The organism is Pseudarthrobacter albicanus, from assembly GCF_018224015.1.
GTDB classification, from domain to species: domain Bacteria; phylum Actinomycetota; class Actinomycetes; order Actinomycetales; family Micrococcaceae; genus Arthrobacter; species Arthrobacter albicanus.
In genome coordinates this window covers 37,997-61,872 of sequence record NZ_JAGPOT010000006.1, presented here as the reverse complement: position 1 = coordinate 61,872, position 23,876 = coordinate 37,997, and the positions used below count along the sequence as shown (strand labels likewise).

Sequence of the window (23,876 nt, the reverse complement as noted above, 5' to 3'; positions counted from 1 at the left end):
GAGGAGGCTGATGGTCACAAGGAGCCTCCCGCGGGACATGCCCTCCCCTGCGCGGCCGGATCCGACATGTCGCACGCCCTTCCCGGGCATGCCCTCCTGTGGTGGCCAGGCGTGGACATAGTGGCACTATGCCCACGCCCGGGCGTCTGCGCTGGGCCTATCCGGTGGTGTCGGGGACTACGACGCCGGGTGGGCGCCTACTGTCGCGTCCTCGGCGGGCATTTCGGCTGCGGCTTCACCGGGCTGCAGCCGGGACTTTCCGCCGTCCTTGCGGTAGCGCCAGAGGCCGATGCCGGCCACGACGGCGGCGAGGGCCAGCGAGAGCATGAGCGACTCCCGCGTCGTTTCCAGAATCACCATGCCGATCAGCAGCGCGACGATGCTGACGATGGCCGCCCAGGTCAGGTACGGGAACAGCCACATTTTCAGCTGAAGGTCCTTGGCGGCCGCTCCCATCCGGCGGCGCAGGACCAGCTGCGAGCCGGCGATGACAAGCCACACGAACAGGGCGATGGCTCCCGAGGTGTTGACCAGGAACAGGAAGACCGTGTCAGGCGCGATGTAGTTCAGGCCGACGGTGATGAAGCCGACCACGGTCGAGGCCAGCACGGCGGCGGCCGGGACGCCGCGCTTGGAGATGCGCATCCAGGAGCGCGGGGCGTCGCCGCGGCGGGCGAGCGAGAACAGCATCCGGCTGGCGGTGTAGAGTCCGGAGTTGAGGCAGGACAGCACGGAGGTCAGCACGACGATGTCCATGATGGTGCCGGCACCCGGGATGCCGAAGAGCTCGATCACGGCGACATACGGGCTCTTGGCCACGGAGGCCGAGTTCCATGGCAGCAGGGTGACCACAACGGCGATGGAGCCAATGTAGAAGACCAGGATGCGCCAGACTGTGGACTTCACTGCCTTCTTGACGGCATCGACCGGGTTCTCGGACTCGCCGGCGGCGATCGTGGCGATTTCGGCGCCGAAGAAGGAGAAGACGACCACCAGGATGCCCGCCAAAACCGCGCCGGGGCCGTTGGGCATGAAACCGCCGTTGTCGATCAGATTGCTCAGCCCCGGGGCGGGAACTCCGGGAATGAGGCCCAGGATCGCCGCGACGCCGAAGAGCAGGAACAGCGCGATCGCGGTCACCTTGATGGAGGCGAACCAGAATTCAAACTCGCCGAAAGACTTCACGGAGCCGAGGTTGGTGAGGGTCAGCATGACCATCAGGAGGAGCGCCCAGACCCACTGATCGATGCCCGGCACCCAGCGGTGCATGATGGCGGCTCCTGCCGTGGCCTCGATACCGAGGACGATGATCCAGAACCAGGCGTAGAGCCAGCCGATGCTGAACCCGGCCCAGCGGCCCAGGGCCTTGTCCGCGTACGTGGAGAAGGAGCCGGTTTCCGGGTTGGCTGCAGCCATTTCGCCCAGCATGCGCATGACCAGAATGACCACGAGCCCCGCCGCCAGATAGGCGATCAGGATGCCGGGACCGGCCTGCTGGATGGCGACGCCGGATCCGACAAACAGTCCGGCGCCGATCACGCCGGCGATGGCGATCATGGAAAGATGCCTGGGTTTCAGGGACTTTGAAAGCTGTTGGTCAGCGTGCACGGAAGCGCCGTCCTTCGTGAATTGTGCGGGCCCGGCTACAGGGGATGTGCTGCGGGCCACATGGTCGTTTCACCCTAGCCCGGGCCGGCGACAGCGCGTCCTGTGCAGTTACACAAATAACCCGGCGCCGAGCAGGGCGGTGCTCCAAAAAGTGGCACACAAGGCAGGAGAAGTTGCCTGAGGGGCACTTCTGAAATGTGCCTGAAACCACTGCTTCAAGACTCGGCGGTCAGGCCGGAGGGCTACCGATCAGTAGTGGGCGGTCGGTAATCCGAGTTGCTCGTGCGCCCGAGCCGGCCTCGTGGGCGTACCGACTCGACCCCGCCGTCGGGCGGTGATTCCAGCGAAGGACGCGTCAGCTTGGCGGGCTGGCGCGTCCTTCACGGGTACAGCATCGATCATGCTCTGAGCCTAGACAATGGGAACCGGCGCCCCCGCCTAGACGTCGCGCTTCTTCAGCAGGACCGCGGCGAGCAGGACCGGGATGAGAACCCAGCCGCCCAGGACGAGCGCGGCCTGCCAGGCCTCCAGGGTGTCGGTGACATGTTCGGCGGCGGTCATGGGCGCCAGGGTGTTGTCCGGGATGAACTTGCGGAGTTCCTTGACGAAGTCGCCCTGGATAATCTGCAGGGCAATCGGCAGGACAAAGAAGATCCCGACGAGGCTCATGATGCCGCCCGCGGAGTTACGGATCAGGGCACCAAGGGCCATGCCGATGGCGGCAACGGCGGCAACGTAGACGCTGTTGATCAGCAACGTCCTGATGTAGTGGCCGCTGGAGATGTCCAAGGTGTGCCCATACTGGTCGAAGATGGGCACTGCCACGAGGCCGGCCAGCCAGAGCGAAAGACCGGTGACCAGGAAGGCGGAGACCACCACGACGAGGAGCTTGGCCAGGAAGGCCGGGATCCGCTTCGGCACGGCGGTGAACGTTGAACGCGCCATGCCCGTGGTGAACTCGGAACTGACGATCAGCACGGCCAGCGATCCGAGGATCAGCTGCGCGAAGGAGATCCCGGCGCTGGGCGCCGAGGCGGCGATGTCGCCTTGGGCGGCCAGGGCGGCGGCCCGCTGCGGATTCGCTCCCGAGGCCTGCAGCGCCTGGCCGATTCCCCACGCCGCGAGGGCGCCGACGCCCACAATGACGGCGACGGTGGCGCCGAGCAGGATCAGGGTGGACAGCAGGGTCCGGAACTTGATGAATTCGGAATGGAGCACGCGCAGGAAGCGCGGCCCCGGGCCGGTGCTGGTGCCGTTGCCGGACAGCGCGCGGCGGACGTCGGGCCCGGCGTGGGCGCCGCGGCGTGAGGGTGTGGGGTCGAGGGTGGTGGAGCTCATGCTTGGTTGCCTCCGGACTGGGCGGGAGCGGCAGCGCCCGCGGTGATCAGCGAGTGGTATTCGACCTCATCCTTGGTCAGTTCCATGTAGGCCTCCTCGAGGCTGGCCTGAAGCGGGGTGAGTTCGTAGATCATGACCTGGCGCTCGAGGGCGGCGCGGGCAATCTGCCGCGGATCAAGGCCCCTGACCTCCAGCAGTTCGTTGTCCTGCACCTCCACCGAGACGCCCGTTCCGGCCAGCGCGTGCATGAGCTGGTCCGGCTGGTCGGTGCGGACGCGCGTGCGGCTTTGGCCATTGCCGTTGATGATCTCCTGGATCGGGCCGTCGGCGATGATCCGGCCGCGGCCGATCACGATCAGGTGGTCCGCCGTGACGGCCATTTCGCTCATGAGATGGCTGGAAAGGAACACGGTGCGCCCCTCGGAGGCCAGATACTTGGCCAGGTTGCGGACCCAGACGACGCCCTCCGGATCGAGGCCGTTGACGGGCTCGTCCAGGATGACCGTCTGCGGGTCGCCCAGCAACGCCGCGGCTATTCCCAGCCGCTGGCCCATGCCGAGCGAGAAGCCCTTGACTTTCTTCCTGGCCACCTCGGCCAGGCCTGTCATTTCGATGACTTCGTGCACGCGCTTCCTCGGAATGCTGTGCGTCGCTGCCATCGCCAGGAGGTGGTTGTAGGCCGAGCGGCTCGTGTGGACGGCCTTGGCATCGAGCAGGGCACCGACGTCGCGCAGCGGGGCGGCATGGCTGGCGAACGCGGCGCCGTTGACGGTGACGGAGCCCGACGTCGGCCGGTCCAGTCCCATGATCATGCGCATGGTGGTGGACTTGCCGGCTCCGTTGGGGCCCAGGAAGCCGGTGACCCGGCCGGCTTCGACGGTGAAGTTGACTCCGGCGACGGCGGTCTTGTCGCCGTAGACCTTGGTCAGGCCTCTTGCTTCGATCATGGAAGCGTTCCTTTGCGTAGCGGGGTGTGCGGACCGTCGTGGACACGAGTCCGTGTGCACACCCCACGGTACAGAGGGCCGCGGCGGATTCCACCGGTCTCAGGGATGATTCAGGGTCGAATCAGGGTAATCCCCACGGAGAATTGCCGGGTCGGCACGTCCCCGACGGCGGGCCGGAGTCTTCGGCCGCGTCCTCCCTGCCCGTCCTCCCTGCCGTCCTCCCGCCGGGGAAATCCGCGGGACGTCAGCGCTCCGGCCAGGGCGAGTAGTACCGAAGCGCGCCACGCTTCACCGAAAATTCGGCGGCGCGGACCCCGGGCATGGCTTCGCCATCCACGGCCAGCACCATGGGCGATCCGGCGGTTTCCACCCGGATCCGGCTGGTTTCGCTGAGATGCGTGATTCCGGAGGTGGCGATCGTGCCTGTCAGCACTGACCAGAGCAGCCGCAGCCGGGCAAACGGTTCGTCGGCGGTGATCATCCGCAGGTCCAGGACACCGTCGTCCAGCACCGGACGCATCAGGGGGGCGTGGTCGCGGGGGTAGTAGCGGCCGCGGCCCACATACATGATCCAGAGCTTATGCCGGACGCCGTCCACGATCAGCGTGGTCGGGGTCCCGGCGGCGAAGGTCCGGAACATGGCCACGACCCCGGCCAGCGGCTTGCCCAGCGCAGGCTGGAGCCGTTCCCGCCGTCGTACCAGGTTCGGGTAGAGGCCGATGCCGGCCGTGTTGAGCATGGTCAGCTCCAGTGTTTCGGGACTGTCCGGCCGGCCGCGTTCCACTGCCACGTGACCGACGTCGGCCAGGGCGGCCTGGCCCCGGGAGGCCGCTTCGGCGGCCGCCGTCAAGGTGGGCGTCCCGGCGTCGCGGGCGAAGTGGTTGAGGGTCCCGCCGGGCAGCACGAGCAGCGGGAGCGAGTGTTCGACGGCGGTGGCGGCGGCGGTGCCGACGGTCCCGTCGCCGCCCCAGACGCCCAGGGCCACGATGCCGGGGCGGGCAGCGACGGCGGCGATCCCGGCGGCGACGTCCTCCGCCGGGCCGATTTTCTTTATGTACGCCCTTGGGAATACTTTTTGGAGGGCGGCCGCGGTCTCGTCGGCATAAGAGCCACCGAGGGTGTTAATCGCGATGCCCAACCCCTCCCCCTCGGGAAGTTCCGGGGCACGCGCGCGGGTGCAGCTGCTTGCCGGGAACGGCGGCCGGACGGGCCACCACTTCCGCGTCACCAAGGCTGCGCCGGCCCCGATGGCGGAGCCGAACACTACATCGGAGGGCCAGTGGGCGCCGGTGTGGACCCGGGAATAGGCGACGCCTGCCGCCACGGGAGCCAGCGCTGCACCCAGCCAGGGGCGGATTATTCCGACCCCCAGCGTGAAGGCGACCGCCGAGGCGGAATGGCCGGAGGGCATGGACGAACTCGTGGGCTGCGGATGGACGAAGCGGAAAACGGGCAGATGCTCGGGACGGGGACGCGCCCGGGGCAGGAGGGTCTTGAACCCCAGGTTGGTGACCCCGGAGGCCACCCCCTGGGCCAGGAGGCCATGCAGGGCCGCGCGCCGGGTCTTGCCCGGAAAGAGTGCCAACACACCCGCGATCCCCAGCCACAGCCTGCCGTTGTTGGCCGCCGCCGACAGTCGGCGGAAGAAGTCGTCGTGCCTTCCCGCGGGGAGTGCCGACACCGCCCGCACCAGTTTCCGGTCCAACCGGGACAGGCGCCCCGGCGCCTTTCTCAGCATGCTTCGCATCCGATCACCTTACTGCCGGGGCCGCAGCGCCGGTGCCGGTACCGCCGCTGCGGTGCTGTTGGGCCTCAGCCGGCGCGCAAGGGTTTCGCGGCGCCGGCCAGCAGCAGTGCACCCAGAATCGGAACCCCGATAACCAGCAGCGCCGGCCTGATTCCGGTCACGTCGCCGAGGTAGCCGAGCAGCGGCGGTCCTGCGAGGAACGCGACGTACCCGATCGTGGACACGACGGACACGCGGGCGGCAGCGCGCCTGGGATCGTCCGCGGCGGCGGACATGCCCACCGGGAATGCGAGGGCAGCCCCCAGGCCCCAGAGGGCGGCACCGGCCGTGGCCAGCCAGATGTTCCCCGCCAGCACAAAGAGCCCCAGCCCGGCAGCGGCCGCGGCCATGCTGGCACGAAGCACCGCCACCCGGCCGTAGGCGTCGATGGCCCGGCCGCCGAAAAAGCGCATGGCAGTCATCGCCAGGACGAACGCCGCGAACAGCAGGGCACCGGATGATTGGGAGGCCCCGAGGCCGTCGACGGCGGCCTTCGCAATCCAGTCATTCCCGGCGCCCTCTGTGAGCGTGGCGCCGAGGACAACGGCACCGATCAGCAGGGTGCGTCCGTCAGTCCACGCCGCACCGCCCTTGGCCTCTTTCCCGTCCCCGGCCAGCGGGGCGGCCGCCGGGAGGTGTGGAAGGAAATACCGCGGGGCCAGCATGGTCAGCACGGCCACGACGGCGGCGATGACGAGCAGGTGCGCAGGAAGTCCGACGCCGAGGTTGGACAGGCCCGCGCCGATCAGGGCCCCCAGGAAGGCGCCGCCGCTGAAGGCTGCGTGGAACTGCGGCATGATGGTGCGCCCGAGCCGGTGCTCGACGTCGGCCCCTTCAATGTTCTGCGAGACGTCCCACAAACCGATGCCGATGCCGAAGACAAACAGCGCGATTGCCGTGCCCGGAACGGATTCCGCCAGCAGCGCCAACGCCACCGCGACGCCGGCGGCAGCGGCGGTGAGGCCTGCAGCGCGCACGGTGTTGGCCGTCCCGATCCGGCCGACCACGAGCCCGGCGGTGGGCAGCGCAATAAGGGAGCCGAGGGCCAAGCAGAGCAGAAGGGTGCCCAGCTGCCCGGACGTGACATGCAGCAGGTCGGCGACCGCCGGAATGCGTGCCGCCCAGCTGGCGAACACGAGGCCATTGATGCCGAAAACAAGGAACGTGGCCGCGGCCGCGGCGTTGAGCTGTGCCGTGCGGGCCGCCGGGGGGAGCGCTGTCATGCCCCCAACTCTAGCGGCGTCCCGGAGAGCCTTCTGCGGAGTACGTCCGCCGCGACCGGTCACGCTTGCCCCACGGCTGAAGAGCTGTTCAAGGGCGGCTTGGTCATGGGCGTCAGCTGCGCCCCCGACGGAACCGGGGCGAAGCGCAGGACCTCCAAACAGGCGCCCCTCCCTCATATCCTGCAGGGAAACCCCCAACCCTCCCTCACGTCCTGCAGAAACTCCGCGGTGTCATGTCTCAGGGCGTGTGGTGGAGGGTTTGTCTTTTGGTTCGTCTGCGGGTGGTGGAGTGGCGCAGGTTTTCCGCAGGTGGTGTGTTTGTTTTTTGCGGGTCACGTCCATTTGCGGTCTCCGGCGGGGCTGGCGACTTTCCATCGCCGACGCAGGGTAATCCTTGCGTGGGCCGGTGCGGCTGATGACGCGCAAACCGCCCCACGACGCGCAAATGACCTGTGTCTACCAGAATCCCCTCTCTGTCAGCGGCAGGGCATTTGCGCATCGCCAGGCACGAGGCGCCGCGCGGAAGGCCCGGGCCAGATGGCCACGGCATGACGGATCCTGATATCCGGGTTGGGATTGCTCCTGCGCAGCAGCAAACACTGCCCCCAGGTGTCCACCTGAGACAGGGTGTCTACGAGGCCAGGAGACAGAAGTGTCCATGAAGTCATGAGACTCCACAGCAGGAACCCCGCGGGACGTGAGGGAGCGTGCCCCGGAACCCCGCGGGACGTGAGGGAGCGTGCCCCGAAACCCCGCGGGACGTGAGGGAGCGTGCCCCGAAACCCCGCGGGACGTGAGGGAGCGTCGCTGCTACCGGGCGCGCTCCACCCGCTTCTCGTCCCACACGGGCTCTTCCGACTCGTAGACCTTGCCGTCGGAGCCGAAGACCAGGAACCGGTCGAAGGTGCGCGCGAACCAGCGGTCGTGGGTCACGGCCAGGACGGTACCCTCGAAGTGGTCGATGGCGCGTTCCAGCGCCTCGGCCGAGTGCAGGTCCAGGTTGTCGGTGGGCTCGTCCAGCAGCAGGAGCGTGGCGCCGGAGAGCTGGAGGAGGAGGATCTGGAAGCGTGCCTGCTGCCCGCCGGAGAGCGACTCGTATTTCTGTTCCGACTGTCCGGCCAGGCCGTAGCCGTCCAGGGCGCCGGCCGCGGCTTCGCGGCCCAGGCCGGACCGGTGTTCGTCGCCCCGGTGCAGGATCTCGAGCAGGGTCTTGTCCAGCAGGTCGGGCCGGGCATGTGTCTGGGCGAAGAACCCGGGACGGATGCGGGCGCCGAGTTTCACGGTGCCCTCATGCGGGACCTCGGCGATGTCGACGTCGGACACCGGCAGGTGCTCGCGCTCCGGATCGGTGCCGCCGGTGGCGAGGAGCCGCAGGAAGTGGCTCTTGCCGGAGCCGTTGGACCCCAGGACGCCGACCCTGTCCCCGAACCAGACCTCGGTGGAGAACGGCTTCATCAGCCCGGTCAGTTCCAGCCTCTCGGCCACGATGGCCCGTTTGGCGGTGCGGCCGCCCTTGAGCCGCATCTTCACGTTCTGCTCGATGGGCAGGGCCTCGGGCGGACCCGCCTCCAGGAACTTCGCCAGCCGGGTCTGCGCGGCGTGGTACCGGTTGGCCATGTCGGAGCGGAACGCCGCCTTGTTCTTGTACATGTTGACGAGTTCCTTGAGCTTCACGTGCTCCTCGTCCCAGCGCTTGCGCAGCTCCTCGAAGCGGGCGTTCCGGTCCGCGCGGGCCTCCACATAGGAGCCGAAGCCGCCGCCGTGGACCCACGCCCCGGCGCCGTTGATGCCTGGTTCCAGCGTGACGATCCGGCCCGCGGCGTTGTCGAGCAGCTCGCGGTCGTGGCTGATGAAGAACACGGTCTTCTTCGACTGGTTGAGTTTGGCCTCCAGCCAGCGCTTGCCCGGGACGTCAAGGTAGTTGTCCGGCTCGTCCAGGAGCAACAGCTCGTCCGGGCCGGCGAAAAGCGCCTCGAGCACCAGGCGCTTCTGCTCGCCGCCGGAGAGGCTCGACGCCGGGCGGTGCTGGGCGCGGTCGAAGGGCAGGCCCAGCGCGGCCATGCAGACCTCGTCCCAGACGGTCTCGACGTCGTAACCGCCGGCATCCCCCCAGTCGACGATCGCCTGGGCGTACTGCATCTGGGTGGGTTCATCGTCGAACTCCATCATGGCCAGTTCGGCCTCGTCGACGGCCCGGGCGGCGGCGGCCAGCGCGGGCGGGGCGGCGGAGACCAGGAGGTCGCGGACGGTCGAATCGTCCCTGACCTGGCCGACGAACTGCCGCATGATGCCCATGCTGCCGGAGCGCCCGATCACGCCTTCGTCCGGGACGAGATCCCCGGAGATGATCCGGAACAGCGTCGTCTTGCCGGTTCCGTTGGGACCGATCAGCGCCGTCTTGGTGCCGTCCGGGACCTTGAAGGTCACCTGGTTGAGGAGCTGGGTGCCGTCGGAGAGGAAATAGTCGATGCCGGAAACGTCAATATGAGCCACACAGCAATCTTCCCACGGACGTGCGCCGCGCCCGTGAGAGAAGCCGGTCCACTCAGCCGGCGGCGGTGAGGAACTCCTTGAGCAGCGGCCCGGACACGGTGGCGCCGAGCCCGCCCTCCTCGACGAACACTGCCACGGCGAGGTCGCCATGGACGGCCACGATCCAGGCGTGGGTTTTGGGCGGGTTGTCCTTGCCGAATTCCGCCGTGCCGGTTTTGGCACCCACGGGCGCCCCCGGGACGGAGGCGAGGAAGCCGGCGTGCCCGGAGGTCACCACGGCGCGCATCATGTCGGCCAGCGAGGCGGCTTCCGCCGCGGTCACCGGCGTGCCGGCGGTCTTCGCCGGGGCGGGGGCGGATGACGCCGGCGCGTCGCCCGGCGGCGTGGAGCCCGCCGTTGTGGAGGCCGCCGTCGTCGGAGCTGCGGAAGGGGTGCCGGGCGTCGTGCCGGCGTTCGGATTCAGCACGAGCTGGGCCGAGACCGGGGCTCCCTTCGCGACCGAACCGGCCATGACGGCGGCCGACAGCGGGGACAACAGCACCTTGCCCTGGCCGATCATGGAGGCGGCGTGCTCGGTGCCCTCGGCCGCGCCGGGGACGGAGCCCAGGAACGCCGCGGCCCCCAGCGAAGGCGCTTCGACGGCGACGCCCAGCGAGGTGGCGGCGCTCTCCAACTGGGCCTGGCTGACCTTGTCCCGGGCGTTGATGAAGGCCGTGTTGCAGGAATGGGCGAAGGCGTCGCGCAGGGTCACGGAGCCCAGCGAGGAGGCGGGGTAGCCTTCGGCGTTCTTGAAGGTCCGGCCGTCCACCGTCAGGGTGGCCGGGCAATCGACCGTCGAGTCCGGCGTCATCCCGTTGCGGAACATGGCCAGCGAATCGACCATCTTGAAGATGGAGCCGGGGGCGTACTGGCCCAGCATGGCGGTGTCGTAGCCGTTGCTGCCGGGCCCTGAGGCGGCCGCGAGGACAGCACCGCTTGAGGGGCGCAGTGCCACGATGGCCGACGCCGGGCCGACCTTGCCCAGCACGTCCTCGGCCAACTGCTGGAGCTTCGGATCAAGGGTGGTTTTCAGCGGGGTCCCGGCCTTGATCTCAACCCGGAACAGGACCCGGCGGGGGTCGGGGGAGGCCGCCTTGATTTCCTCGGCCGTGAGGCCGGCCTTCTGCGCCCGGACCACGATGCCGTCGGTGCCGCGCAGCTGCGCGTCGTATTGCTGCTGGAGGCCGCCGGTGCCCGTGGTGTCGCCGGCTTTGAGGACCCCGCCCGACTTTTCGATCTGTTCCGCACTGACCTCCGCGGCTGCGCCCAGCAGAGCCCGCGCGAACGTGCGGGTGGGAGCGAGCGGAAGCATGTCCTTGATGGCCCGGCCGCCCGGAATCGCTGAAATCTGCCCGTCCGTGATGGTCCGGGTGCCGTCTTCGCGCAGGGTGATGGCCGCAACGAACGCCTCGGGACCGGCCGCCGCGACCTGCGTGGCGTACGCGGCGGGGTCCACCCCCACCAACCGGGCGAGCTTCGTGGCGGAGTCCGCGGCGTCGGCACCGCCGAGCTGGGGTTTGTCGATCCCGACGTTGACCACCGGGCGGTAGGTGACCAGGGGGACGTCGCCGGCGCCGAGGATGGCTGCCCGCTGTGGAGTCTCGTTAGAGCTGCTGAGTACTTCGCCGTCCGCCAGCCCGGGCACCAGGACGGCGGGGTTCCACACGGTCAGCCATTTGTCGCCGGACTTCTTCAGCTGGGCCGAAACCGTGTATTTCCACTGTTCCGTGCCGATGTTCCAGCTGTAGTCCAGCGGGACGGTGGCCGTTCCGGAGTCCAGCTTCAGTTCTCCTGCCTGCACCGACGGCTTCGCCGGCGCCAGGGCCTTGAACACCTCTTTGAGCTGGTCGTTGGCAGCGCCGGAGTCCTTGCCCTCGAAGGCGACGGCGCCGACGTCGAGCGCCGAAACCGCGGAGGCGAGCTGCTTGACGGCATCCTGGGCGCCGGCCCGGCCGTCGTCGCACGCCACCAGCGAGGCGCCAAGAATGAGACCGATCAGGACAAGTGAAAGTTTCGATGAGTTCCCCACCGCGCCATTATGCCCGAGTCGCGGACAATTTACGTGTCACATGGTGAACCAGGCCCTAAATCCCCAGCCCAGGAACGGGCAGGCCGAATATGTCCTTGAGGGCATATGTTGCGGCGTGGAAGCCGGGCATGCCGGTCACCCCGGGGCCGGGGGGCGTCGAGGACGAGCACAGGTACACGCCCGGCAGCGGGGTCCGCCACGGCACGGGGCTCAGGACGGGCCGGCGCAGCAGGCCCCGGAGGTCCATCAGGCCGGCGCCGTAGTCGCCGCCCACGTAGTTTTCGTTGTACTCCGCCAGCCCCGCCGCCGTCGTCACCTGATACCGGACCACGAGATCCCGGAATCCCGGGGCGAACCGCTCCAGTTGCGCCGTGACGGCTTCGGCCATGTCCACGTCCGAGCCGGACGGAACATGGCAGTAGCTCCAGAGGATGTGCCTGCCGTCCGGGGCGCGTCCGGCGTCGAACCGTGAGGGCTGGGAGAGCAGGACGTACGGCCGCTCCGGATGCCGCCCCGCGGCCACGAGGTTTTCCGCCTCGGCCATCTCGTCCCGGGTCCCGCCCACGTGGACGGTTCCGGCGTCGGCCAGTCCAGGCGCGGCCCACGGCACCGGCCCGGAGAGAATGAAATCGACCTTGCAGGCGGCATTGCCGAACCGGAACGCTTCAAGCGCCCGCCGGTAGCGCGCCGGGAACCTGCCGCGCGCCAGCCGCAGCAGCGCGGGCGGGGCCACATCCAGCAGGGCGGCCCGGACCGGAGGCAATTCCGCCAGGGAGCCGATCCGCACCCCCGTTTCGACGACGCCGCCGTGTGCTTCGAGGTCCGCGACCAGGGCACGGGAGATCGCCGCGGATCCGCCCTGCGGGATCGGCCAGCCGCCCGCGTGCGCGAGCGTGCCCAGCATGAGGCCCGCTCCGGCGGCCGCGAGCCCCGGCAGCGCCGCGGTGGCATGCGCCGCTGCCCCGGTCAGCAGGGCCGGTGCCAGGTCCTCCCGGAACCTCGCGTTCCACAGCCTCGTGCCTTGTTCGAGCGTCCTGAGGCCGAACACCGCGGCCGCTGCGGGGTCCCGGGGCACCCGCAGCAACTGGTTCAGGGTCAGCCCGGTGATGCCGTCCACGTGCCGCACCAGCGGGGCCATCAGCCGGCGGTACGCGCCGCCGTCGCGCCCCATCCCGGCCGCGGTCCGATCGAGCGAGCGGTAGGCGAGGGCCGCCCGGCCGCCGTCCAGGGGGGAACCGTAGGAGACGTCGGGGACGCTCAGGCGGATCCGCCGGGACAGTTCGAACTGCCGGAAGAAGGGCGACGCGATGGCCATCGGATGCACCGCGGAGCAGACGTCGTGGAGGTGCCCGGGCTCCATCAGCTCGGACGTGCGCAGGCCGCCGCCGGGCGTCGGGGCCGCCTCGTAGACGTGCACCTTAAGCCCGGCCCGGGCCATCGTCACGGCCGCGGCCAGTCCGTTGGGTCCGGAGCCGACGACGGCGACGTCAGGCATCGGCCGGGGCCTTCCGCCAGGGCAGCAGCGAGGCGGAGGGCCGCACCGGGTCCAGCCGCAGCCGGTCCGCGGCGCGGTCGAACGGACCGCCGTGGGGATCATCCATGCCGTGGCGGCGGATGACGTCGTACTGCGGCTCCCAGGCGTCCCACGCCACCCGCACCATCAGGTAGGCGATGGCGAGCATGTGGAAGACCACGGCCAGGACGTAATAGGGCATGTCTATATTGTGCTGGGAGGAGCCGCCGCTGGTCACCTGTCCGAGGTACATCCAGACGGCAGCCCAGTGCAGGCCTTCAATGGCCTGCCAGATGAGGAAGTCCCGCCATTTGGGCCGGGCGAGGGCAAGCAGCGGGATCAGCCACAGGACGAACTGGGGCGAATACACCTTGTTGGTGAGGATGAACGCGGCGACGATCAGGAAGGCCAGCTGCGCGAGCCTGGGCCGCCGCGGAGCCGTGAGGGCCAGCACCGCGATCAGGACGCAGGCCAGGAGGAACAGATTCAGGGCCAGGGCGTTGATGGTGTCGGCCTGCAGCGGTGCCCAGCCGGTGCGCCCGGCCACCAGGTTGTATGCGAACCAGGGCGAGCTGTAGCCGGCCGGCCGTTCCTCCGTGAACTGGTAGAAGTATTTCCAGCCGTCCGGGTTGAGCGCGGCGACCGGGAGGTTGACGGCGAGCCAGGCCGCCGCTGCGGCGCCGGCGGTGACCAGGATGGCCCGGAGCCGGCCGGTGCGCAGGGCCAGCAGCAGGATGGCGCCCAGGATCAGCAGCGGGTACAGCTTGGTTGCCGTTCCCAGGCCGATGCAGATGCCTGCAAGGACCAGTTTGTTCCGGGCGAAGAAGTACATGCCGACGGCCAGCAGCCCGACGGCCCACATGTCCCAGTTGATGGTTCCGGCCAGGACAATGCCGGGGGCGAGGGCCACCATGGCGGCGTCCCAGGGCCGGCGGCGGGTCATCCGGGCCGTGGCCAGCACGGTGACGATCCAGACGGCAGCGATCAGGGTGGCGTTGACGTCAAAGTAGGCCAGGACGCGGGGGGCGCCGGGGCCGCCGCCGGGCACCAGCAGTGCGGTGGCGCCGGCGATGAAACCCATCAGCACGGGGTATTCGAAGAAGCTTCCCTGCGTGATGAACGGGAAGGTGCCTCCGCCAAGTCCCCGGTTCCGGAAGAGCTCCGGGAAGTCCGAGTAGCACGTGGCGTAGAACTGGCCGGGGGTTTCCCAGCCGTTGCTCCGGCAGTAGTTCTTGATAAGGATTCCCGCCAGTGCCGCCAGGACGGTGAGCAGGATGAGGACCCGTTCCACGGTGAAGAAGCCGGGCGAGACGATGCCAGGTGCCGAACGGCTGCCCATCGGACCGCCGATGAGTTCGGTGAAATTCCCCAGCAGCAGATCGCTGCGGCTCGGGATGACCAGTCGGGCCCGTTTGCGCTGCTCCGCCGGCGTTGTCTCCTGCATGACCTTGAGCTTACCGGTGAGACCGGGGCTGCCGGCGGTGGACACCGCGTCCGGACTGAACCGGATTCACAGCCCCCAGCGGACCACGGCCGGCGTTTTCTTGTCCCAGCCCAGGGTGCAGACTTTCGCGGTGCCAAGGACAAAATGGCGGCCCTCGCGGGGATCGAGTCCCAGCCACCTGGCGGTCAGGATCCGGGAGAAATGGCCGTGCGCCACAATGAGGATGTTGTCCAGGCCGGATTCGAGCACCCGGGCCACAATCTTGTCCGCCCGCGCGGCCACGTCATCGAGGGACTCGCCGTTCGGTACGCCGTACGTCCAGATCAGGTAGTCGGGATTGTCCTTGCGGATGAGGTCCGAGCTGATGCCCTCGTAGTCGCCGTAGTCCCATTCCACCGCGAGCGGTTCCAGCTGCGCGTCGGGATAGCCGGCCAGCTCCGCCGTCCGCCGCGCCCGGCGCAGGGGAGAGGTCAGCACGAGGTCAAAGTCGACGGTTTCCAGTACCTTGCGCGCTTCGACGGCCTGCTGCTCGCCCTCCACGGTGAGGGGAAGATCGGTCAGCCCGGTGTACTGCCCGCTCTTGGACCATTCGGTTTCGCCGTGCCGCAGGATCCACAGTTGTGGACGGGGGCTGTTGGACGGTGTGATCACTTAGGGCTCCTCGATGGTGGAAGGTTCGACGGCGGCGGCCACGGCGGCGGGCCCCTCTGGCGTGCCGGCGGGCGGAGAGTCCGCCGGCGGCGCGGCCTCGGGCTGCGCCGCCCACCACTCACGCAGCCTGGCCCCGGCCACGGCGGGATCGAGCGGGCCGTGCTCCATCCGTTCCTCCAGCAGGAACTTGTAGGCGCGGCCCACGACGGGGCCCGGCCTGAGCCCGAGCAGAGCCATGATCTGCCCGCCGTCCAGGTCGGGACGGACCGCCTCGAGGGATTCCTGTTCCCTCAGTGCAGCGATCCGTGACTCGAGATCGTCATAGGCGAAGGAGAGCCGCTCGGCCTTGCGCTGGTTGCGGGTGGTCACGTCGGAGCGGGTGAGCCGGTGCAGCCGTTCCAGGAGGGGCCCGGCGTCGGTGACGTAGCGGCGGACGGCAGAATCACTCCAGCCTGCCTCGCCGTAGCCGTAGAACCGCATGTGCAGCTCCACGAGCCGGGCCACGGCCTTGATGGTGTCGTTGTCGAAGCGGAGGGCCTTCATCCGCTTCGCGCTCAGCTTGGAGCCCACCATGTCGTGGTGCCGGAAGCTCACCGCGCCGCCGGGTTCGAAGCGGCGCGTGGCCGGCTTGCCGACGTCGTGCATCAGGGCGGCGAACCGCAGCACAAAGTCGGGGCCGGGAACCGGCCCGTCCGCCCCCGTTTCCAGGGCGGCCGCCTGCTCCAGGACCTGGAGCGAGTGCTGGTAGACATCCTTGTGGCGGTGGTGCTCGTCGGACTCGAGGCGCAGGGCGGACACTTCGGGCAGCACAAACTCGGCGAGCCCGGTATCCACCAGCAGGTCCACGCCCGGCCGGGGATGGGCCGAGCAGATGAGCTTGACGAGTTCATCGCGCACCCGTTCCGCGGAAATAATGGTGATCCGCTCGGCCATCCGGATCATGGCCTCGCGGACGTCCGCGCGGACGCTCACGCCCAGCTGGGCCGCGAAGCGGGCGGCGCGCATCATGCGCAGCGGGTCATCGGAGAAGGAAATTTCCGGTGCTCCCGGCGTGGCGAGGATGGCGGCATGCAGATCGCGGACGCCGCCGAAGGGGTCCACGAGTTCCAGCGTCGGCAGGCGCAGGGCCATGGCGTTGATCGTGAAATCCCGCCGCAGCAGGTCATCCGTCAGTGAATGTCCGAACGCCACCACGGGTTTGCGGGACTCCGGATCGTAGGCGTCGGCCCGGTAGGTGGTGATCTCGATCTGGAATCCGGCCTTGCGCATCCCGATGGTGCCGAAGGCGCGGCCGATCTCCCAGTAGTTGTCCGCCCACTTCTTGATCAGCGCCACCGTCTGGTCCGGCGTGGCATCCGTGGTGAAGTCCAGGTCGAGGGCTGCGCGGCCCAGGAAGAGGTCGCGGACGGGCCCGCCCACGAGGGACAGTTCATGGCCGGCGTCGACGAACCGCTGCCCAAGCTCCAGAACCACCGGGTCCACCTGGAAGTCGACGGTGTGGGAGTCAATCTTGTGATGTGCGTGCGCCATAGTCTCTTAAGCTTGTCAGAAAACCGCGCGAGCACCACACCGGAACCTTTGGGGAATCCGGGTGCCGGCCGCCTGCTGGCCCGGAAAGCCCGCCGGGGGCGGCAATCCACTTTCCCGGCAGTCCATGTTCCGGCCATGTTTAGGTCATCAACTGCGGGCAAGAGTAGTTAGAGTGGACTTCATGGCCCATCCCGTACCGAGCGCTCCCGGCAGGAGGACGAACCCACCGTTGCCGTCGGCAATCGGTGCCAACGTCGCGCCTGTCCAGCACCTGGGACAGGCCCCGCTGCCCACCGTGGAGGAAATCTCCGCCGGCGGCGTCGTCGTGGACACGTCCGACGCCGAACTCCGGGTTGCGATCATCGCCCGCCTCAACCGCGGGGGGCGCCTGGAATGGTGCCTGCCGAAGGGCCATCCGGAGGGCAAGGAAAGCAACGAGGAAGCGGCCGTGCGGGAAATCGCGGAGGAAACCGGCATTGAGGGCAAAATCCTCGCGCCGCTGGGGAGCATCGACTACTGGTTCACCGTCAGCGGGCACCGGGTCCACAAAACTGTCCACCATTACCTGCTGCAGGCCACGGGCGGGGAACTCACGATCGAGAACGATCCGGACAAGGAAGCCGTGGATGTCGCCTGGGTCCCCATCCACGAACTGGCACGCAAGCTCTCCTTCCCGAACGAGCGCCGCATCGCGGATCTCGCCAAAGAAGTGCTTCCGGGACGCCGCTGAGCGCACCGAAGCCGCTACCGCCCGCGGTAGGGCACAAACGCGGTAGCGCACAAAACGGCGCCCGGGTGAGACGATGAAGACGATGTCACCAGCCAAATCCACCCCCTCATCCTCCGGCGCCGCCAGTTCCCCCGCGGCCCACCCCGGAGAAACCCGGTCCAGCGCCGTCATGGCAGCAGGGACCCTGGTTTCGCGTTTCCTGGGCTTCGCCAAGACCTGGATGCTGGCCGCCGCCCTGGGCCTGGGCTCCACGGTCAACGACACTTTCATCAACGCCAACAACCTCCCCAACCTGATCTTCCTGCTGGTGGCGGGCGGGGTGTTCAACGCTGTTCTGGTGCCGCAGATCATCAAGGCCAGCAAGGCGCCGGACAAGGGCGCGGACTACATCAGCCGGCTCCTGACGCTGGCGGTGCTGGTGCTGCTGGTGCTCACGCTGCTGGTCACGGTGCTGGCGCCTTCGGTTATCCAACTGACTACCCAGGGCTACTCGCCGCAGCAGAAGGCCCTCGCGGTCTCGTTCGCGTTCTGGTGCCTTCCGCAGATTTTCTTCTACGGCCTGTACGCCCTGCTGACCCAGGTCCTCAACGCCCACGGAGCCTTCGGGCCCGCGATGTGGGCGCCGATCATCAACAACATCGTTGCGATCGCCGGCCTGGGCATGTTCATCGGCATCATGGGCGCCAATGCCGCCAATCCCCACACGATCGACAACTGGGGGTCCTTCCAGACCATCCTCGTGGCCGGATTCTCCACCATCGGCGTCGTCACCCAGACCGCCGTCCTGCTCATACCCGTGTTCAGACTCCGGCTGGGGCTGCGCCCGCGCTTCGGCTGGCGCGGCGTCGGGCTGGGCCATGCCGCAAAGCTGAGCGTCTGGACCCTGGCTACCGCCGCCGTGGGACAGCTGGCCTTCCTTTACGTCATGCGCATCGCCACGATCCCGGGCGCGGAACGGCTCCGCCTTCAACAAGCAGGGGACCCTGCGGCGGCCACCATTCCGGGCAACGCAGTGCTGGAAGTGGCCAGCCAGCTGTACCTGCTGCCACACTCCATCATTGCCCTGTCACTGGCCACCGTGCTGTTCAACCGGATGACCCGGGCGTCACAGGACGGCGACCGGGCCGCGCTGCGCAGCGCGCTCTCCCACGGGCTGCGGACCATGGCCGTGGCAACCGTCTTCGGCGCGCTGGCGCTCTTCGCGCTGGCCGGACCACTGGGCATGTTCTTCTCCGGCAACGTGCGCCAGGACGGAGTCATGCTGGCCCAGACCGTCACCATCCTGGCCCTCAGCACCCCCTTCATGAGCGCCAACTTCATGATGTCGCGGGTGTTCTACGCCAATGAGGACGCCCGGACACCGTTCTTCATCCAGCTGGTACTGGCGTTGGTCAACCTGGCGGCCGCGTTCGTGATCCAGTTCCTGCCGTTCGATCAGATCATCTTCGCCATCGCCATCCTCTACACCGGCGGCAACATCCTCTCCGTGATCGTCAGCGCGATCTTCCTGCGCCGGCTCCTGGGCCACCTGGACGGGCCCCGCATCGCCAGTTCCTACATCCGCATGGGGTACGCGGCCCTCGGTTCCGCCCTGGTCGGGGCCGTGGCCTTGTGGCTGCTGGGCAGCTACAACCCGGACGGCTACGCCTGGAGCGACCGGATCGCCGCCCTGGTGACGATCGTCGTCGTCGGACCCGCCATGCTTGCCGTCTACCTGTTCCTGCTCAAGATCTTCCATGTGACCGAACTGCGGGACCTGCTGCAGCCGCTCCTGGGCAGGCTCCGCCGCGGGCCGGCCGCTGGGCCGGGTCCCGGCACCCCCGCGGACGGGGACGCTGCGGAACGCCCGACGCCGGGCCGTGCCACCGTGTCGGTTGATACCGGCCTGATCCCGAGGATCTCCGGCGAGTTCGACGCCGCGTCCTTCCGCGCCGGTCCGGATCTTCGAGGCCGGGACGATTTCCCTGACGGGCGTGCCGACGGGCGTGAAGGCGGGCGTGCCGGCAGGCGGGAAGGCGGCTATCTGCCGACGGAGGACCTGCCGGCCACCGCGCAGGGCAGCCTGGGGCGCGCAGACATCCCGCTGCCGGGACGCAGGACCTACCAGGGGCCGGCCGGGCACAATCCGCATTTCCCGTCTGAACGGAAAAAGAAAAAATAGTGTCCTGCCGGCGTCCCCCCGCCGTGCTCACGTGGCCCGGACCCTGCATCGGCTAGGATCGAAGACTAACAAGGGGAGTTGCAGACCAAGGGTCAACCGGCTTACCGGGGGACCTGCGGACACTGTTGAGGTGGTCGCGGTCGAAAACTCCCGGACAGTCTAGGAGGAGCCCGTGTCCCATCCGATCGATGTCGGATCAGTACTTGGCGGCCGCTACAAGGTCACTGCCACCGTACTGACCTCGCATGACCAGGATCTGGTGCTGGACGGTGTGGACCAGGTACTGAACCGTGACGTGAGCATCCTCGTCGCCGGCCCGGAAAACGCCGATCAGGTGGCCCAGAGCGCGCGCGAGGTGGCCACCGGCGAGCGGCCCGGCCAGATGCAGATCCTGGACCTTGGCGTCAGCGAATCCACCACCTACCTGATCACCAACCACGCTTCGGCAGCTGACCTGCTGGACCTCGTGGTGTCCTCCAACCCGCCCTACGTGGAGCCGTTTTTCACGGACACCCTGGGCAGTGAAATCTTCGGGCAGGCCAGGTCGCAGGAACCCGAAACCTACGACGGCCTCTACGATGACGAGGAAGTCGACGCCGGGTACATCAATTACGGACAAAACCGGCCGCAGCAGCCGGGGCAGCAGGCCGCCGTCCCGCCGGTTCCTCCCTCCCGCGTTCCGCCGGCGGCTGTGGCCGGGCCATCGGTGCCCGCTGCGGGTGGCGGCGCTGCAGTCGGCGCTGCAGCCGCTGGCGCGGCGGGTCTCGGTGCGGGTGCCGCCGCCTCGGCTTCCCCCGATACCGCACCCCAGGAGACCGCACCGCAGCCGACGGCGCCGCACCCGCTCCAGGACGGCGCCGCCTACCGTCCCGCCGGGGCGGCAGCCGCTCCGGTTTCGTCGCCTCCGGCCGAGGAGCCCAAGGTCTCCCTGTGGTCCGGCGACGACTACGACTACGACGCCGCCGGTCAGCCGGCGCACCCGGCCCAGGAGGAATATGTTGCCGGACCGTATGTTGCCGGGCCTCCGGCGACAGCCGGTGCCGGGCGCAACTCCCTGGACCGCGCCCCGGGCAACTTCCCCGCTTCCGCCCGCGACCATGACTCCGCGGCTGACGACGACTACTACGGGAAGGACGACGAGCCCCGCCGCGAGCCGCGGTCCGCGCGTTGGCTTGTCGGTGGCCTGCTGGCCGCGGTACTCGTGGTTGGCATGATCTTCGCCGTCACCAATCTGGGCAGCCTCTTCAAGAGCAGCCCGCCGCCCGCCGCGGGCGGAACTTCCTCTTCCAGCGCCCCGGGCCAGTCCTCGGCGCCGCCGTCGGGCACCGCCAGCCCTGCACCCGTGGCGGGGCCGCCGGCGATCGAAGGCGTCACCCGGCTCGGCAACTTCGATTTCGCGGCCACGTATGACGTCGACCTGGGGAAGACTTTTGATGGAAATGGTGCCAGCTACTGGTCGGACATGGAGTTCGCCTCGGACAACTGGGGCGGCTTCGCCACCGAAGTTCCCCTTGTCATCAAGCTGAAGAGCCCTTCGAAGGTTTCCTCGGTGACGCTGAGCCAGCTGGGCGGCTCGGGCGGAAGCATCAGCGTGTTCACCAACGACCGTCCCGCCCTGGACGGGGCCAAGCAGGTGGGCGTCAACAGCTTCACCTCCCCGGATCTCACCATGCCGTTGCCGGAACCTGTTACGGCCCAGTACGTGATCGTCTCCATCAAGTCCCTCCCCAAGCTGGCAGCACCCAAGACCCGCTTCGGGTACGGGCTCCGCCTGGCCGAAGTCAAGGTGCAGTAGCGCGTCCGTAACCCGGCCGGGTTCCCGCTGGTCTTCGGCGGGAACCCGGTACCCTGAATGGTGGTGTCCTCCGGCGACGCCAAGCCCCACCGGAATATTCAGCACGAAGTATTAGTTGTGCCATGTGGCTGGCCCACGCAGGCGGGCGCATCAACAAGGGAAGAGGTTCACCGTTCAGTGAGCAACGCAGAAAACACCGCGTCCGAAGTACGTGATGTCATCATCGTCGGCTCCGGCCCGGCGGGCTATACCGCCGCGGTGTACACGGCACGCGCCAACCTGAAGCCGCTGCTCCTGGCAGGATCCGTTACCGCCGGCGGCGAACTGATGAATACCACCGACGTCGAGAATTACCCCGGGTTCCCGGACGGGATCATGGGGCCGGACCTGATGGAGAACTTCGAGAAGCAGGCTGCCCGTTTCGGCACTGACATCCAGTTTGAGGACGTCACCGAACTGGACCTCGACGGCGACATCAAGACCGTGACCATCGCCACGGGGGAGACGTTCCGGGCCCGCTCCATCATTCTGTCCACCGGTTCGGCCTACCGCGAGCTTGGCCTGCCGAACGAAAAGCGCCTCTCGGGCCACGGCGTCAGCTGGTGTGCAACCTGCGACGGTTTCTTCTTCAAGGACCAGGACATCGCCGTTATCGGCGGCGGAGACTCCGCCATGGAGGAAGCGCTGTTCCTGACCAAGTTCGCGAAGTCCGTCACCGTGGTGCACCGCCGTGACTCCCTCAGGGCGTCCAAGATCATGGCCGACCGCGCCCGGGACCACGAGAAGATCAACTTCGTCTGGAACACCGGCGTCGAGGACGTCATCGGCCAGGACAAGGTCACCGGCCTGCGGCTGAAAAACCTGGTGGACGGCACCGAGTCTGAACTGCCCGTCACCGGCGTGTTCGTGGCGATCGGCAACGATCCCCGCACCGAACTGGTCAAGGGCAAACTCGACCTCACCCCGGCAGGAACCATCGCCGTCGAGGGAAGGACTTCCAAGACCAGCATCAAGGGCGTCTTCGCGGCGGGCGACGTCATTGACCCGACCTACCGCCAGGCGATCACGGCTTCCGGTTCCGGCTGCGTGGCCGCCCTCGACGTGGAACACTACCTCGCAGACTTCCACGCCTAACCGGCGCGCAGCACCAACCGAAGAGAGAGACAACGTTATGAGCAACGCAAAAGACGTAACAGACGCAAGCTTCAGCACCGATGTGCTGGCTTCCGACAAGCCGGTCATCGTGGATTTCTGGGCCGAATGGTGCGGCCCGTGCCGCAAGCTCGGTCCCATCCTCGACGAAATCTCGGTGGAGTACAGCGAAAAGGTGGACGTCGTCAAGGTCAACGTGGACGACAACCCGGCGATCGCCGCCCAGTACGGCATCACTTCCATCCCGGCGGTTTACCTGTTCCAGGGCGGCGAGGTGAAGAGCACCGTCATCGGCGCCAGGCCCAAGCAGTTCTTCGAGAAGGAATTCGCGGACGTCCTGTCCTGATTCTTTCCGGTCCGTGGACACCACGGGCCGGGTATCGTGGCCCCCACTTCGCGGAAGTGGGGGCCATCGGCTTTTGGGCGGTTCCCTCATGGGTCCTCCCATCTGCCGGCCAGCGGGTCCAACCCCGGGATAGACAAAGTCCCGACGAAGCCGGTGACGTCCGACGTCGGCTGGACACGTCACCGGCCAAGTCGCCGGCCGGGGTGGGAGACTTTTTTGGTCGAATGAAGCCTTCGCCGGTTGTGTATCTTGTTGGTTTTGCCTTGGCGGACCTGGCTTATTCAGGAGTTTCCGGCCTTGCCCGGGGTAGGGGAGAGATGCTCCTCCACCGGGGGAGGCCAGTCGTTCTCCGGATGTTTCACGTGAAACATCCGGGGAACGGGTCATCCGGACGGTGCGCCGGGCCGCCTGGTGAGCTCAACGGCCCGCATCATGGATCCCGGGCCGGCGGTCGTGTTTCACGTGAAACATGAGAACCGGATCCGGGACCTCGGCACTCTTCGGGTCATCCAGTTGTGGCATTCATGGTCCCTTGAGGCATGTCAGGGTCCCGAACATCTTCGGCATGCCGCCGGCAGGGCAACTGAAAATACGTGACAGCGGAAGTCTGCATCGGAGTTCTGACGGGCGGCAGCCCTTGTCCATTGCCGCCCTGGACGCGCGGAGTCCAACTGGCGGCATGGCGAAAATAGGCCGCAAGAGCTTGACCCTTCGTATGCACATCCGCCCCACGCCGCGGTCCCGATGACGGTTTCACGTGAAACGCTGCGGGAAGATTCCGGAACCACGCACTGCGCAGCTGCCCACTCGACTGGGCTTCCGGGGATGAGATCAACAATGACGAATTCATACTTAGCTATCACATAGGGGTGCAGGGATATTAGGCGCCCTGCAGCGGGGGACCGGTAGGGCCCACAGGATATCCCGACCGGCCTGGGAGCGCCCTCACACCCCCGGAAGAGATCCGGGCGATGTGCGGGAGCCGGTGGTATCGAGGTCACCCCGGAGCGTAATTTCTCCGCCTGCCCGGGCCGCACTGTTTCACGTGAAACGTTCGGCCCCCGGGGAGCCCAGGTTCAGTGCGCAGAATT

Annotated in this window: 16 protein-coding genes; 5 read left to right on the top strand and 11 right to left on the bottom strand. The window is 68.1% G+C overall.

Features of this window, described 5'->3' with window-relative positions:
• Positions 1–177 precede the first annotated feature (177 nt).
• The 11 genes from J9611_RS02020 to J9611_RS01970 form a co-directional block, all read right to left on the bottom strand.
• Entirely contained in the window at positions 178–1,608 is a 1,431-nt protein-coding gene (locus J9611_RS02020; protein WP_211877277.1) for an amino acid permease, read from the bottom strand.
• A 438-nt stretch (positions 1,609–2,046) separates the two neighbouring features.
• Positions 2,047–2,946, bottom strand: coding sequence for an ABC transporter permease (locus tag J9611_RS02015; protein ID WP_211877275.1), 900 nt, complete (start codon positions 2,944–2,946; stop codon positions 2,047–2,049).
• Positions 2,943–3,893: an ABC transporter ATP-binding protein gene (locus J9611_RS02010; protein ID WP_211877273.1), complete on the bottom strand. Its 951-nt coding sequence runs from the start codon at positions 3,891–3,893 to the stop codon at positions 2,943–2,945. Before J9611_RS02010 ends, J9611_RS02015 begins: the two co-directional genes overlap by 4 nt.
• Positions 3,894–4,137: 244 nt before the next feature.
• Positions 4,138–5,640 carry a bifunctional phosphatase PAP2/diacylglycerol kinase family protein gene (locus tag J9611_RS02005; RefSeq protein ID WP_211877271.1) on the bottom strand — a complete coding sequence of 501 codons (1,503 nt, stop codon included), beginning with the start codon at positions 5,638–5,640 and terminating at the stop codon, positions 4,138–4,140.
• A 65-nt stretch (positions 5,641–5,705) separates the two neighbouring features.
• Entirely contained in the window at positions 5,706–6,902 is a 1,197-nt protein-coding gene (locus J9611_RS02000) for an MFS transporter (protein WP_211877262.1), read from the bottom strand.
• An 810-nt stretch (positions 6,903–7,712) separates the two neighbouring features.
• On the bottom strand, positions 7,713–9,395 hold the full coding sequence (locus tag J9611_RS01995) for an ABC-F family ATP-binding cassette domain-containing protein (protein WP_211877260.1): 1,683 nt from the start codon (positions 9,393–9,395) through the stop codon (positions 7,713–7,715).
• A gap of 52 nt (positions 9,396–9,447) precedes the next feature.
• Positions 9,448–11,463 carry a penicillin-binding transpeptidase domain-containing protein gene (locus J9611_RS01990; protein WP_211877258.1) on the bottom strand — a complete coding sequence of 672 codons (2,016 nt, stop codon included), beginning with the start codon at positions 11,461–11,463 and terminating at the stop codon, positions 9,448–9,450.
• Positions 11,464–11,518: 55 nt separating this feature from the next.
• A complete protein-coding gene (locus tag J9611_RS01985) occupies positions 11,519–12,958 on the bottom strand; it encodes a phytoene desaturase family protein (protein ID WP_211877256.1) in 1,440 nt (479 codons plus the stop codon).
• Positions 12,951–14,420 (bottom strand): glycosyltransferase family 87 protein, encoded by a 1,470-nt coding sequence (locus J9611_RS01980; RefSeq protein WP_211877254.1) that lies wholly within the window; start codon positions 14,418–14,420, stop codon positions 12,951–12,953. Before J9611_RS01980 ends, J9611_RS01985 begins: the two co-directional genes overlap by 8 nt.
• 66 nt (positions 14,421–14,486) lie before the next feature.
• Positions 14,487–15,071: a histidine phosphatase family protein gene (locus J9611_RS01975; RefSeq protein WP_211877247.1), complete on the bottom strand. Its 585-nt coding sequence runs from the start codon at positions 15,069–15,071 to the stop codon at positions 14,487–14,489.
• Entirely contained in the window at positions 15,072–16,601 is a 1,530-nt protein-coding gene (locus J9611_RS01970; RefSeq protein WP_211877245.1) for a CCA tRNA nucleotidyltransferase, read from the bottom strand.
• Between the two features lie 181 nt (positions 16,602–16,782).
• Here J9611_RS01970 and J9611_RS01965 point away from each other — a divergent pair, with 181 nt between their 5' ends.
• The 5 genes from J9611_RS01965 to trxA all read left to right on the top strand — a co-directional run bounded on the left by J9611_RS01965 (position 16,783) and on the right by trxA (position 22,785).
• Positions 16,783–17,331, top strand: coding sequence for an NUDIX hydrolase (locus J9611_RS01965; RefSeq protein WP_246527249.1), 549 nt, complete (start codon positions 16,783–16,785; stop codon positions 17,329–17,331).
• 73 nt (positions 17,332–17,404) lie between these two features.
• Positions 17,405–19,492, top strand: a complete 2,088-nt coding sequence (gene murJ / locus J9611_RS01960; protein ID WP_211877243.1) for a murein biosynthesis integral membrane protein MurJ — start codon at positions 17,405–17,407, stop codon at positions 19,490–19,492.
• Between the two features lie 172 nt (positions 19,493–19,664).
• Positions 19,665–21,287, top strand: a complete 1,623-nt coding sequence (locus J9611_RS01955; RefSeq protein ID WP_211877236.1) for an ABC transporter substrate-binding protein — start codon at positions 19,665–19,667, stop codon at positions 21,285–21,287.
• A gap of 177 nt (positions 21,288–21,464) precedes the next feature.
• On the top strand, positions 21,465–22,421 hold the full coding sequence (gene trxB, locus J9611_RS01950; RefSeq protein ID WP_211877235.1) for a thioredoxin-disulfide reductase: 957 nt from the start codon (positions 21,465–21,467) through the stop codon (positions 22,419–22,421).
• Between the two features lie 37 nt (positions 22,422–22,458).
• A complete protein-coding gene (gene trxA / locus J9611_RS01945) occupies positions 22,459–22,785 on the top strand; it encodes a thioredoxin (RefSeq protein ID WP_211877234.1) in 327 nt (108 codons plus the stop codon).
• Positions 22,786–23,876 lie beyond the last annotated feature (1,091 nt).